The sequence below is a fragment of the Williamsia sterculiae genome (assembly GCF_900156495.1).
Lineage (GTDB): Bacteria > Actinomycetota > Actinomycetes > Mycobacteriales > Mycobacteriaceae > Williamsia_B > Williamsia_B sterculiae.
Genome location: NZ_FTNT01000005.1, coordinates 216,939 through 229,092, shown reverse-complemented (window position 1 = coordinate 229,092; position 12,154 = coordinate 216,939). Strand labels below are relative to the sequence as shown.

Below are 12,154 nucleotides of genomic sequence, written 5' to 3'. Positions count from 1 at the left end.
CGATCGCGATCACACGGCCCGGGCGTGCGCGGATCAGGTCCGGTCGGACACCGCGTACGCGATGGCAGCAGTGGCCGCGGCGACCGTGAACACCGCGGGCCAGGCGCCGATCTTCTTCGCCAGCGGGTGGGAGGCACCGAAGGCGAGCACGTATTCGGCCAGCAACGCGCCCGCGACCACCGGGCCGGAGGCGGGATACCACCGCGAAGCACACCATGCGCCTGCGGCCGCCAACACCACGCCACCCAGTTCACGACGTCCGGTGTACCGGGCGGTGGCGTACCCGCCGACCAGTCCAGCGGCGGCGACCGCAGCGGTGGGCGGGTCAGTGACGGCAGCGGACGACGACATGGCCGCGAGACTACGCGGGGTCGTCGGACGGTGACGGCGTGGTCACCGGTGAGGACCCGGTCGTCGCGCCCGTGGACTGCCCGGCCGGGAGGTCGGGCTGTGTCGGCCGGCCGGCGACCAGATCCTCGAGGGTGAGGCGCCACCGACCGAATTGCCGGTTGAAGGCCTCATCGTGTCGTCGCGCTCGCTCCAACCGGCGGTCTCGGTAGAAGCGTCGCGCCCAGCGTGATCCGGGACGAGCGAGTCGCAGGGCGCCGTACCAGCTCACCGGTGGGATGAAGGCTCCGATGGCGGCAGTGGAGTACTTCCCCTTCTGCACACATACGAGCAGCAGCACGATGTGGATCGGCAGCACCGCGAAGATCGCGATGTGACCGTCCCAGATGCCGGGTGCGGTACTCAGCGGGTCGACTCCGAGCAGTACCAGACCCAAGAGGGCCACCGTCAGCAGAACCACCTGTACCGACAGTTGTCCCTGCTTGGTCCAGTAGACGTCGCTCAGATGTAGGAGCATCGCGAACTCGTCCAGGACAAGTGACGATCCGATGCCGATCATCACCGCGAAGACCTCGGCACCGGGTGCGCGGCCGACCACGGCCACGGAGCCGAACGCGCCGGTGATGGTCAGGATGATCCCCGGGATGGCGTGATGGATGTGTACGCCACCGACCACGTTGTCGTGGAAAGGGCCCTTTCCCGCCCGGATCATGCGCGTGATGGTGCGGGTGATGAGAAAGGTCAGGAGAAAGGCGAGGAACGCCAGCGACATCGGCAATCTGCCGGGTGTCGTCAGACCGTCCAGGAACGTCATTCCGTGACGTTACTACCCCGTCCCACGATTTCTGCCCGAGACGAGGACACGACGACCCCATCCGGTGGACGGGGTCGTCGTGAACGGTTCTCGGCGCCGACGGACTCCGATCAGGGAAGTCCGCTGACGAAGAAGTTGGCGATCTCGATCACCCAGGGATTTCCGGCGACCAATTGTTCGATGGCGGCATCGATCGGGCTGTACGGCATGACTGTCGACCCCTCACTGTGTACGTCCAACGGTGTGCGGTGTCCGATGGTACCGACCTGTGCGGGTCTGTACGTGGTCACCGATGACGCGTTTATCAAACGATGACCCCGGGGTGAAGTCGCGGGACGACCTCCGGCGATATCCGACCAGGAATTGCTGACCAATTCACAGAGCAAAATATTGGCCGTGCCGTCACTACAAGACCACGCGATCTCGCGACTTGAACGATTGCGGCACAATCTTTTTGCGAGTACCATAGAACGTATGTTCCCCACCCTGGCCTCCGACCCCGGCGCGGGTCGCACACGCGACTTGTCGTCGGTGTTGGCTGCATTGGGGGATTTTGACACCGACGAGTTGCTCACGGTGCGGGAAGCGCTGTCCGACAGGTTGGTCGATTCGTCGTTTGTGGAGGTGGATGACGTTCAGGTGGTGGCTGCGGCGCGGCGGTTGCAGCGGCAGACCCGCCGGGATGAGGCGGTGCAGGTGGCGTTGACCACGCAGATGTTGGAGCGGGGGCTACCGGCGAAACGAGGGTTGCGGCGTCACGGGTTCTTGCGTGAGGTGTTGGGGTTGAGTGGTTCCGAAGCAGCGGCGCGCGTTGCGAACACTGAGCTTTGTGCCCCGTTGGTGGGGTTGACCGGGGAGACCCTGCCCCCGTACGCACCGACCATGGCCACGCTGGTACGCGACGGGGTGGTCGGGGCGGCGCATCTGCGGGTGATGCGGTCGGTGATCGCCAAGTTCCCGTCCGCGGTCCGGGACGACCGGTCGGTGTGGGAAGCCGCCGAACAACAACTGGGTGAGTTGGCGGCGATGTTGGATCCGGATCAGTTGACCAAAGCGGTGCAACGTTTGCTGGCCTACCTCGATCCCGACGGGGTGGATGACGACGACCGCGACCGGAAGCGGCGGCGGAGTCTGACCCTGGGGCGTCAGGGTGTGGACCACATGTCCGGCATCCGTGGTGAGTTGGATCCGGTGACCAGGGCGTTGTGGGATGTGCTCGCAGAGAAATGGGCCCGACCGGGCATGAACAACCCCGACGACCCGGAGTCGCCGGTTGGTGATGCGGACAAGGTCCACGCCGATGTTCTCGCCGCGGCGGCGAAACGTGACACCCGCACTGCGGCGCAACGCAACCATGACGCGTTCACCCTGATGCTCAGGACCATCACCGAGTCCGGGGTGCTCGGTCAGCACCGAGGGCTACCCGCGCAAGTCATCGTCACCATGACACTGGAAGAACTCGAAGCCGAAACCGGGATAGCGACCACCGCCTCCGGCGGCACCCTGCCCGTCCGCGACGCACTCGCGTTGGCCGGGACCAGCCGCCCGTTCCTCGCCCTGCTGGACGATGCAGACCGGCCCCTGTTCTTTGGTCGGCAACGACGCCTGGCGTCGGCCGATCAGCGGATGGCGTTGATCGCCTCCCAACGGGGGTGCACCCGACCCGGGTGTGATCAACCCGCCACCCGCGTCGCCGTCCACCACGTCACCGAATGGAAAAACGGTGGGCTCACCGATGTGACCGTGCTGGCGTTGGCGTGCGACGCCGACCACGCCCAGATCAACGACAGCGAACACGGGTGGATCACCGAGATCATCACCCCCGACACCGGACCACCCCACTGGGTCGGCCGCATCGGCTGGAAACAACGCGGCACCAACCAACCCCCGATGCCGAACCCCGTCCTGCGCCAGGACCGCACCATCGCTGCCCGCGCGTCAGCCAATCGCCAACGCTTGATGTCGGAATCCGGTCAGGCCCGCACCGCCCAACGATTCCGCGACACACTCCAGAACCAAATGACACTCACACGTGCCGACGCCACCGAAGGCCGACGCTGGGAACACGACCTCCACCTCATCCCCCTCGACAAACCACCCCACGACCAACCCCTGGTCGCCTGAGTCTCGACGGGCGCGCACGCACATGACACCGTGGGCGGATGCCGACAGATTCGACGCCTTCTGAACCGGGTATCCGTCTTGATCGACCCAAGCCGGCCGATCTGACCGAGCTACACGCGATCTATCGCGACGCTCGCGTGTGGACACACCTTCCAACGTGGCGCCACGCCGACACAAAGACCACGGAAACGATGCTGCGGTCCTGGATCGCGGCGTGGGCGCGGGATGGACTGGGACCCTGGATCGTCCGCTCTCCCGAGGGTGCGATGCTGGGTCAGTGTGGTTGTGACATGAAGATCGGCACGTACTGGAACCTGGGGTACCGTTTCGCTCCCGAAGCGCAGGGCAACGGGTACGCGACCGCAGTGTCGCGAGCCGCAATGTCCCGTGCTCGCGAACTACGTGGGGATCTGCCCGTCGTGGCCTACCTCCTGGAACACAATGCCGCGTCCCAACGGGTCGCCGAAAAGCTCGGAATGAGACATCAGCACCGCGGCCCCGACCCGGCGGTGGCAGATCCGTCCGCAATACGGCTCGTGTACGCGGATCGTCAGCTGACCGACGACCAGCTCGCGGCGGCCTTGACCCACTGAATCATCTCACCGTGCATCGGGTGAGCCGTCACCTCGCGTACCCATCGGCGCGCTCCTGGCCGGACAGCTCCGCGATGGCTGTCATGAGCCGGTCGGTGGCACCGCGGATCCCCGACTCCGCGATCCACCGCTGCGCCGCGACGGGCTCACCGATGACCACCCGACAGCGCCCACGACGAATCCGCCTGCCCTGCGGAGGGTTCAGCTCATCCGTACCCATCACCGCAATCGGGATCAGCGCTGCGTCCGGGCACCGTGCCGCGACGCGCATGACTCCGGTGTGTCCGCGGTGCATGCGCCCATCGGGCGAACGCGTCCCCTCCGGGTACACGGCCCACACCCCGCCCCCGCGCAACACCGCGCACGCGGCGTCCAACGGTCCGTCGTCGCCACCGCACCGGTCGACCGGAATCTGTCCGACCGCCGTGAAGAACCAACGCACACAATGTCCGCGTATGCCCCGCCCGGTGAAGTACTCGGACTTCGCCAAGAACGTGACCCGACGCGAGACGACCAACGGCACGATCAACGAATCGATCTCGGCGAGGTGATTGCTCGCAAGGATCACCGGACCGGTGGGGAGCTGCGCCCCGGATCGCGAGACCTGAACCCATCGACGTAGCGGCGGTCCGATCAGCACGTGCTTGAACAGCAGGTACCACATGGGCGCGACCTTCCGACGCAAGTAGACAGTGTCTACGCACGCTGCCTCCCCCGAGTAGGCTCTGTCAACATGACCGACACCCGCGACAGTCTCGTCGACGCGGGTGTCCAGATCGTTGATCGTGACGGATTGGGCGCCCTGGGAATTCGGGCGGTCGCGGCAGCCACCGGCGTCTCCCACGGCGCCCCTCGGCGATACTTTCCCACCCTGAACTCGCTGCAGGCCGCCGTCGCCCGCGTGGGCATCGACGACCTGAACGAGCGCCTGCGATCGGCGCTGGAACAGAGCCTGTCCGATGCTGCCGTCGCCTACTGGCGGTTCTCCCGCGACCGTCCGCACATGTTCGCACTGATCTTCCGCCATGACCTTCTCGCCGATGCCGGTGGCAACCTCCGCGAGGTCACCCGCGACTGGTTCACGGCGCTGGTCGGGGTCACCGGTTCCACCGAGGCCGCTCTCGCCGCCTGGGTCTCCATCCACGGCCTCTGCACCCTCGCCGCCACCAACACCTTTGCCGTGATCGACATCTCGCCGAACGAGGCGACCGTTCGACTGGTGGTCGACCAGCTTCGGATCCAGACACCCCACGGATGACACCCGGCCGCCACGTCCACCGGCAGGTTTGGTCACATCGTTAGCCAAGCTGTGAAGTTGTCTAGATTTACAGACCAATTAACCCCCCGGCCATCCATCGACGGTGGTCATTCCACTTTGGCTCCCTAGCGTTCTCATGTCACCGGCGCCCGAGATGGCGCGCCCGCCGCACACACCGCTGCCCGGAAGGCCCCACCATGCTCTCGCTACGAAAGACCGTTCCCGGAGTGCTCGCCGCTGCCGCCCTGGCGGCGGCCATGACCGTGACGGGGTGTTCCAGCGATTCCTCCGCGTCCGGGTCACCGTCACAGGGAAAGTGGGCAAAGGCTGAGGGGACCCTGGTCTTCGGCGCCGTCCCCGACAAGGCCGGATCCGATTCGAACATCAAACCGCTCGAGGACTACATCGCCAAGACCACCGGATACAAGGTGGAGTACTACCCCACAGCCGATTACACCGCCCTCATCGCGGCAGCGGTCGCCGGCAAGGTCGACCTGATGAGTTCCGGTGCGCTGCAGTACGTGAAGGCAAAGAACAAGGGGGCCGAGCTCACACCGGTCGCCGCCACGTTGACGTCGCCGGAGGTCAAGGACCCTGGCTACTACTCGGAGGCCATCGTGCCGAAGGGATCGACCATCACGTCCCTGTCCGGCGCCAAGGGCAAGAAAGTCTGCTTCGTCGACCCCAGTTCGACATCCGGTTTCCTGTACGGGCTCTACCAGTTGAAGAAGGCCGGACTCAACGTCGACAGCACCGGCACCGACGCCAACGGTGACCCGCAGTTCAGCGACTTCACGCCGTACTTCGCAGGCGCCCACGACAAGTCGGCACAGTCCGTCGCCAGCAAGCAGTGCGACGTCGGCTTCGCCGAGGACACCGTGGTCACCCCCGCCGTCGCGAAGGGCGAGCTCACCGCGATCGGCAAGGAGTACGTACCGGGGTCACCGCTGACCATCTCGGCAAACCTGGCCGACGCCGTGCAACAGAAACTCTCCACCGCGCTGCAGGGTGCCACGCTCGATGCCATCAAGGGCTCCGGTGTACCGATCAGCGACGGCTTCACGGAGAACTACTTCGGGGTGCAGAAGGAGGACGAGTCGTACTACCAGGGCATCAACGACCTCTGCTCGACCATCGCCGCCGCCAAGTGCGCCAAGTAGACCACCGAAGGGCTCACCCGTGACCAGCGCGACGACCACCCCGAACACCTCCACACCCGTCATCTCCACCACGGACGTCACCAAGGACTTCGGCCGTATGCGCGCGTTGCGCGAGGTGAGCGTCACCGTGCAACCGGGGGAGGTCGTCGCGTTGCTCGGCCGGTCCGGATCCGGGAAGTCCACCCTGCTACGCCACCTCAACGGCCTGGAGAGACCCACCTCCGGTGCGATCACCGTGCTGGGCGAGAACGTCACCACGCTGCGCCCCAAAGCTTTACGTGCGCTGCGCCGTCGAGTCGGCATCATCTTCCAACAGTTCGAACTCGTCGGGTCGCTCACCGTGCTGGAGAATGTCCTGACGGGAACCCTGTCGACCCTGCGCGGTCCGCGTCTGGGCCTGTGGTCATATCCACGGTCGTCGCGGCTGACCGCGCTCGGCCATCTCGAACGCGTCGGCCTGTTGGAGAAGGCGTACAACCGTGCCGACCAGTTGTCCGGCGGCCAGCAGCAGCGGGTCGCGATCGCCCGGGCGTTGATGCAGAACCCGGAGATCCTGCTCGCCGACGAGCCCGTTGCCAGCCTGGACCCGGATTCCAGTGACCAGGTGATGCGCTTGATCCGGGAGATCGCCGCCGACGAGGGCCTCACCGTCATCTGCAGTCTGCATCAGGTCGACCTCGCGTTGACGTGGTCGGACCGGGTGATCGGACTCCGTCACGGTGAGGTGGTCCTCAACACCTCGACGGTCGATCTCGACAAGTCCCAGGTGATGGAGATCTACGGACGGGTCGCATCCTCCACCGCCGAACTCACCGCGATAGAGACCGAACTCGGGTCGATCGACGTCACCGACTCGGCCGTCGTCGACATCCTTCGCGGATCACCACACTCGTGACCGCCACCGACGTCGACACTCGATCGACAGCGGTCGACGGTCCCCGGGGTCCGATTCCACACCGTCCGGTGGACATCGCCAGAATCTGCGGGACGGTCGTCATCGCGGCCATGATCGCTTTCGGTGCGTACTCGATCGCCACCCTGGGGTTCACGGTTGACAACCTGCTGTCGTCGGTGGAGAACGCGACCAAGGTCTTCCGCCTCATGGACCCCATCAGTGTGCCGGGTCCCGCCGACCTCGCATACCTGATCGGACTCACCCTGGGCATAGTCGTACTGGGCACCGCTCTCGCCACGATCATCTCGGTGCCGGTCGCCTACGTCACCGCGGCCAACACCAGTCCGGCCCGCTGGTTACAGGTTGTCGGTCGGACCATCGCCGTGGTCACCCGTGCGGTGCCGGACGTCGTACTCGCGCTGGCGTTCTCCCTCACTTTCGCCCTGGGCAGTCCGCTGCCGGGCGTGTTCGCCATCGGCATCCACTCGATCGGGATGATCTCGAAACTGTTCGCCGACGCCATCGAACAGATCGACCACGGTCCGCAACTCGCGGTGCGCGCGACGGGTGCGGGCAAGGCGCAGGAGTTCTGGTCCGCGGTCTTCCCACAGGTGCTGCCCTCGTGGATCGCGACGATGCTCCACCGCTTCGACATCAACCTGCGCGGCTCCGCCATCCTGGGGTACGCGGGGGTCGGCGGCCTCGGATACGCGATGCGCAACGCCTTCGCCGACTTCCCCACCGGTTACGGTCGCGGACTCGGGATCGCCGGTGTGATCTTCGTCCTCTGCGTCGTGTTGGAGGTCGTGTCGTCGACCATCCGTCGCAACCTCCTCGGCGTCACCCCGACCGGTAAGGGAATCGGCGACCGAGTGGTGCGCGCGGCGACCCGCAATCGACCGGTACCGCAACGCGACCGCGGTGACGTCCCGGCGGTCTCACCGGACTCGATGCTCACCCGCCCCTGGACCCGGGACCGGGTAGGCAACCTGGGTTGGGTGATCATCGCGGTGGTGATCCTCATCGCCAGTTATTGGATGGCCGACGTCGACTTCTCGCAGATCAGCTGGAAATACGTCATCCCCACCCTGCAGAGCTTCTGGCCGCCGAACTTCGGGAGCCACACCGCCGGTGAATTCGGCACGGCGCTGTTGGTGACCGTCAAAGTCGCCTTCGCGGCCGCACTCATCTCTCTTGTGCTCGCGCTCGTCTGCGGATCGCTCGCGGCACGCAACGTCGCCCCCAACGGCAAGGTCCGCAACGCTTTGCGGGTGCTTCTCGTGGTCTTCCGTGGCGTGCCGGAACTGGTGTTGGCCATCTTCCTGATCATGGTGACCGGGTTGGGTAACCAAGCCGGGGTAGTGGCGTTGGCGTTCGGCGGAATCGGCCTGTTGGGCAAGCTGATCGCCGATTCGCTGGAGGAGCTCCCCCACGGCCCGGAGCGGGCACTCACCGCCGTCGGCGCCACGCGCTCACAACGCTATCTGGCCGCCACCTGGCCGCGCGGTCTCCCGCCGGTCATCAGCAACACGCTGTACCTCGTCGACACCAACATCCGCGCGGCCACCCTGCTGGGCATCGTCGGTGGTAGCGGCATCGGGTACTACCTGACCAACGCGTCCACCGTGTTGACGCTGCACGGTCAGGTGACCACGCTGGTGTTCATGGTGATCGCCACCGTGCTGGTCCTCGAGGGTGTCGCCACCTGGTTACGTCACGTCTTCCGCTGACCGCGGGGAGCCGACCTCCGCTGCTCTGACGCGACGGGTGACGATGTCCACCAGTTGTGCCGCTCCCGCCTCGACGACTCCGTCGTTGTGAATCTGATGATCCACCTGTCGACCCAGGCCGGGATCGGTGCGCGCCAGGCGACCGGCCACGTCGTCGGCGGATTCCCTCCGTCGTTCCCGCAGCCGACGTTCCCGGGTCTCCTCCGAGACGGTGATCCGCACCTCGACGACGTTCTCGTACCGGTCCCGCAGATCATCGATGGCACCGCGGGACACGTTGGCCACCACCACACCTCCGGCGCGAACCGGTTGGTCGATGGACGCAGGTATGCCGTAGTGCAGTCCGTGTGCTTGCCAGCTGACGGCGAATTCGCCCCGCGCACGAGCGGTGACGAACTCGGCCTCATCAACCGATCGGTAATCCTCGCCGGGACCCGTCGGCCGGGTGATCGTCCGCTGTGGGAACACCACGGCGGAGGGACACCGCCACCGCGCCGCGTCCAGCAGAGCGTCCTTACCGACCCCGCTCGCCCCGGTCACCGCGACGAAGTACCCCGGGCCGATGCGGTCTGTCATGAGACGCGGGCACCCTCGCGGTACACGGCGCGCACCACCGGGACCGCCCGACCCTGCGGATGACGCTCGTTCGCGGACAGCGAATGGACCTGCACCCGAACCAGATCCGCGCGCTTGCCGCGGGTAATCGATCCGCGATCGTCCAGCCCGACCGCGCGGGCCGGGTTGCCACTGACGAGCTTCACACCGTCGATCAGGGAGAGGATCCCGTCGGCGTGGAGTTGCACGATCGCCTGCAGCGGGCTCGCGGGCACGTAGTCCGACGAGAGGATGTCCAGAAGGTCCGACGAGAGGAGTTCGGTCGCGGCGACGTTCCCCGACTGACTCCCGCCGCGTACGATGTTCGGCGCACCCATCACGATGAGCTGGTCGGCCGCCCTGGCCGCACGGGCCGCCACCACGGTGGTGGGGAACTCCGAGATGCGTACACCCAGCGCCACGGATTCGGCGACGTGCTCGTCGGTGGCGTCGTCGTGTGCGGCCAGCGTGATGCCCCGATCGGCGGCGAGCGCGGCGATGGCCTTGCTGTTCGGCACGGAGTACTGGGCGGCGACCTCTTTGAGGGTGATGATCAGCGGCTCGAACTCGTCGTTGGTGACCCGGCCCTTACCCACCATGTATCGACGGAAGGCTTCGACGTCGGCATACTGCCGTTGTCCCGGGGTGTGGTCCATCAACGACGCCAGCCGCACCGACCTGACGTCATCGAAAGCCTCGAATTCGGCGACGGTCCCGGGTGCGGCCACCTCACAGCGCAGGTGGACGAAATGGTCGGCGCGGGCGATGCCGTGCGCGCAGACGTGTTCGATGGCGTCGGCCAGTGAGCGGGCCTGCGCGGTGGCGTCGTCGCGCCCTTCGAGTACCCCTATCCGGATGGCGTCGAACACACTGGTCACCCCGGAGCCGACGAGCTGCACGTCGTGGGAGAGCACGGCGGGCACCGGATCCCAGTTGGTCCCGGGGCGTGGGCGTGCGTGGGATTCCAGGTGGTCGGTGTGCAATTCGACCAGGCCGGGTAGTAACAGATCCCCGCCGACGTCCTCACCCCATGCGAGCTGATTGTTGCTGATGTCGGCGATGCGTCCGTCACGGATCAGGATCGAGCCCGTGACGACCTCGTCGTCGGTGACGATCCGGGCATGGGTGAGCACGGTCTCGGAACTCATCGGATTCCTTCGGTGTCGGTGCCTGCGGCACGGTCGTCTTCGGTGCCTGCGGCACGGTGGTTGGCGGGTCGCAGCGGGTGCACGGAGTGCAGGCGGAACGGCGCCCCCGGTGCTGCCTCGGTGAACAAGGCCAGCGCGTCGACGGGAATGGTTCGTCCGATCGAGTCGGCGAACCACCCCTCGAGGGTCTCGCCCACCGCGCGCTGCCGCTCGGGTGGGATGCGATCGGTCAGCGTCAGGTGGAAACGGAACTCGTCCAACACGTACGGGTAGCCCCAGGTCGCCAGCAGCTCGCGCTGCCGCGGCGAGAGGGTGTCGGGTCGGCGTCGGGCGATCTCGGTGTCGGTGGCGGGTGACCGGAATCGGTCGAATCGGGTCACCACCTCATCGGCCAATCGATGCAGGTCCGGGGCGTCCGCGCCGGGCACCAGAGCGAAGAAGCGTCCGAGACGGATGCAGGTGAGCTCGGGGACGGTCACCGCATCCCTCCCCGCCGCGAACCGCTCGATCTCCCGCTCGAGTTCGGCGAGCGTCGTGCCCGCGGCCGGGCGGAAGGGGGGCTTCAGTGTGCCGTGGAATCCGTATCTACGGGCATCCACGGTGATCTCGTCGACGTCGCCACGGGTCCATCCCGATGGCAATACGGGATCCGGGCTGCCCCCGTCCACCGATCGTCCCAGCCACGATTCGGCCCGTGCCCGTAGTCGCGTCGCGTCGGGGTCGCCGTCACGCACCCCCGGTGCCGCGTAGATCGCGACGCGACCGGTCATGCCGCGACCCCCGGCTGCGGCGCGAAGGCTTCCACGTCGACCAGACGGTCGGCCACGGCATCGCGGATGTCCGCGTCGTGGAAGATGCCCAGCATGCCCACCCGTTTGGCGCGCTTCTCGGCGATCAACTCGGCCACCGCTTCCCGGTTGCGGGCATCGAGCGACGCCGTCGGCTCGTCGAGAAGCAACAGGGGCAACTCCGGGAGGAAGCCTCGGGCGATGTTGACCCGCTGTTGCTCACCGCCCGAGAAGGTCGCCGGTGGCAGCGACCACAGTCGGGACGGGATGGACAGCCGGGTGAGCATGTCCGCCGCGCGCTGTGTTGCCTCCTCTGCCTTCACCCCCCGCACGATCAGCGGCTCGGCCACCACGTCGATGGTCGGCACGCGTGGGACACAGCGCAGGAACTGGCTGACGTACCCCATCACGTCGCGGCGAGCGGCCAACACCACGCGCGGGTCCGCGTCGACCAGGTCGACGTCGGTGCCGGCCATCCGCACCACGATCCGTCCGCGGTCGGCGGCATAGTTGCCGTAGACCAGTTTGAGGATCGTGCTCTTGCCCACTCCGGATGCGCCTGCGAGCACCACGCATTCACCGGGCGCCACAGCCAGCGCCAGGTCCCGCAGCACGGTGAGTCGTTGACCCCCTTGCAGATGCATGGTGAACGACTTGTCGACCCCCGAGACGCTCAGCACGGGGGAGGTGGGAACGGTCATC

Annotated in this window: 13 protein-coding genes; 6 read left to right on the top strand and 7 right to left on the bottom strand. The window is 66.6% G+C overall.

Features of this window, described 5'->3' with window-relative positions; translation table 11 throughout:
* Positions 1-33: 33 nt before the first annotated feature.
* Together BW971_RS10585 and BW971_RS10580 are read right to left on the bottom strand one after the other, a co-directional pair.
* The gene (locus BW971_RS10585; protein WP_076479301.1) at positions 34-351 is read right to left on the bottom strand and encodes a hypothetical protein; all 318 of its coding nucleotides are present in this window, start codon (positions 349-351) and stop codon (positions 34-36) included.
* A gap of 10 nt (positions 352-361) precedes the next feature.
* Positions 362-1,162, bottom strand: a complete 801-nt coding sequence (locus tag BW971_RS10580) for a hypothetical protein (protein WP_076479299.1) — start codon at positions 1,160-1,162, stop codon at positions 362-364.
* 474 nt (positions 1,163-1,636) lie between these two features.
* On the opposite strand from BW971_RS10580, the gene BW971_RS10570 reads away from it, so the two are divergent.
* Complete coding sequence (locus BW971_RS10570) at positions 1,637-3,286, top strand: HNH endonuclease signature motif containing protein (RefSeq protein ID WP_076479295.1); 1,650 nt, start codon at positions 1,637-1,639, stop codon at positions 3,284-3,286.
* 38 nt (positions 3,287-3,324) lie between these two features.
* Positions 3,325-3,879 (top strand): GNAT family N-acetyltransferase, encoded by a 555-nt coding sequence (locus BW971_RS10565; RefSeq protein ID WP_076479293.1) that lies wholly within the window; start codon positions 3,325-3,327, stop codon positions 3,877-3,879.
* 28 nt (positions 3,880-3,907) lie between these two features.
* On the opposite strand, the gene BW971_RS10560 is transcribed toward BW971_RS10565, so the two are convergent.
* The gene (locus BW971_RS10560) at positions 3,908-4,543 is read right to left on the bottom strand and encodes a lysophospholipid acyltransferase family protein (RefSeq protein ID WP_076479291.1); all 636 of its coding nucleotides are present in this window, start codon (positions 4,541-4,543) and stop codon (positions 3,908-3,910) included.
* Positions 4,544-4,612: 69 nt separating this feature from the next.
* Here BW971_RS10560 and BW971_RS10555 point away from each other — a divergent pair, with 69 nt between their 5' ends.
* The 4 genes from BW971_RS10555 (at position 4,613) to BW971_RS10540 (ending at position 8,922) form a co-directional block, all read left to right on the top strand.
* On the top strand, positions 4,613-5,137 hold the full coding sequence (locus BW971_RS10555; RefSeq protein ID WP_076479289.1) for a TetR/AcrR family transcriptional regulator: 525 nt from the start codon (positions 4,613-4,615) through the stop codon (positions 5,135-5,137).
* 197 nt (positions 5,138-5,334) lie between these two features.
* Entirely contained in the window at positions 5,335-6,297 is a 963-nt protein-coding gene (locus tag BW971_RS10550) for a phosphate/phosphite/phosphonate ABC transporter substrate-binding protein (protein ID WP_076479287.1), read from the top strand.
* A gap of 19 nt (positions 6,298-6,316) precedes the next feature.
* Positions 6,317-7,192, top strand: a complete 876-nt coding sequence (gene phnC / locus BW971_RS10545; RefSeq protein ID WP_234974342.1) for a phosphonate ABC transporter ATP-binding protein — start codon at positions 6,317-6,319, stop codon at positions 7,190-7,192.
* A 68-nt stretch (positions 7,193-7,260) separates the two neighbouring features.
* Positions 7,261-8,922 (top strand): PhnE/PtxC family ABC transporter permease, encoded by a 1,662-nt coding sequence (locus BW971_RS10540; protein WP_234974341.1) that lies wholly within the window; start codon positions 7,261-7,263, stop codon positions 8,920-8,922.
* Here the strand turns inward: BW971_RS10540 and phnN are convergent.
* The 4 genes from phnN to phnL are packed head-to-tail and all read right to left on the bottom strand — an operon-like array spanning position 8,902 to position 12,153.
* Positions 8,902-9,498 carry a phosphonate metabolism protein/1,5-bisphosphokinase (PRPP-forming) PhnN gene (gene phnN, locus BW971_RS10535; RefSeq protein WP_076479283.1) on the bottom strand — a complete coding sequence of 199 codons (597 nt, stop codon included), beginning with the start codon at positions 9,496-9,498 and terminating at the stop codon, positions 8,902-8,904. The two genes, BW971_RS10540 and phnN, sit on opposite strands and share 21 nt — an antisense overlap.
* Positions 9,495-10,664: an alpha-D-ribose 1-methylphosphonate 5-triphosphate diphosphatase gene (locus BW971_RS10530; RefSeq protein WP_076479281.1), complete on the bottom strand. Its 1,170-nt coding sequence runs from the start codon at positions 10,662-10,664 to the stop codon at positions 9,495-9,497. Before BW971_RS10530 ends, phnN begins: the two co-directional genes overlap by 4 nt.
* Positions 10,661-11,434, bottom strand: coding sequence for a DUF1045 domain-containing protein (locus tag BW971_RS10525; protein ID WP_076479279.1), 774 nt, complete (start codon positions 11,432-11,434; stop codon positions 10,661-10,663). Before BW971_RS10525 ends, BW971_RS10530 begins: the two co-directional genes overlap by 4 nt.
* Complete coding sequence (gene phnL, locus BW971_RS10520; protein ID WP_076479277.1) at positions 11,431-12,153, bottom strand: phosphonate C-P lyase system protein PhnL; 723 nt, start codon at positions 12,151-12,153, stop codon at positions 11,431-11,433. The genes BW971_RS10525 and phnL overlap by 4 nt, the downstream gene beginning before the upstream one ends.
* Between the last annotated feature and the right edge of the window lies 1 nt (position 12,154).

Bases quoted from the DNA above. Each gene is read 5' to 3' on its own strand.
- BW971_RS10560 (WP_076479291.1), bottom strand. From the start codon at position 4,543: ATGTGGTACCTGCTGTTCAAGCACGTGCTGATCGGACCGCCGCTACGT.
- BW971_RS10550 (WP_076479287.1), top strand. From the start codon at position 5,335: ATGCTCTCGCTACGAAAGACCGTTCCCGGAGTGCTCGCCGCTGCCGCC.
- BW971_RS10585 (WP_076479301.1), bottom strand. From the start codon at position 351: ATGTCGTCGTCCGCTGCCGTCACTGACCCGCCCACCGCTGCGGTCGCC.
- BW971_RS10525 (WP_076479279.1), bottom strand. From the start codon at position 11,434: ATGACCGGTCGCGTCGCGATCTACGCGGCACCGGGGGTGCGTGACGGC.
- BW971_RS10580 (WP_076479299.1), bottom strand. From the start codon at position 1,162: ATGACGTTCCTGGACGGTCTGACGACACCCGGCAGATTGCCGATGTCG.
- phnL (WP_076479277.1), bottom strand. From the start codon at position 12,153: ATGACCGTTCCCACCTCCCCCGTGCTGAGCGTCTCGGGGGTCGACAAG.
- BW971_RS10530 (WP_076479281.1), bottom strand. From the start codon at position 10,664: ATGAGTTCCGAGACCGTGCTCACCCATGCCCGGATCGTCACCGACGAC.
- BW971_RS10555 (WP_076479289.1), top strand. From the start codon at position 4,613: ATGACCGACACCCGCGACAGTCTCGTCGACGCGGGTGTCCAGATCGTT.
- BW971_RS10570 (WP_076479295.1), top strand. From the start codon at position 1,637: ATGTTCCCCACCCTGGCCTCCGACCCCGGCGCGGGTCGCACACGCGAC.
- phnN (WP_076479283.1), bottom strand. From the start codon at position 9,498: ATGACAGACCGCATCGGCCCGGGGTACTTCGTCGCGGTGACCGGGGCG.
- BW971_RS10565 (WP_076479293.1), top strand. From the start codon at position 3,325: ATGCCGACAGATTCGACGCCTTCTGAACCGGGTATCCGTCTTGATCGA.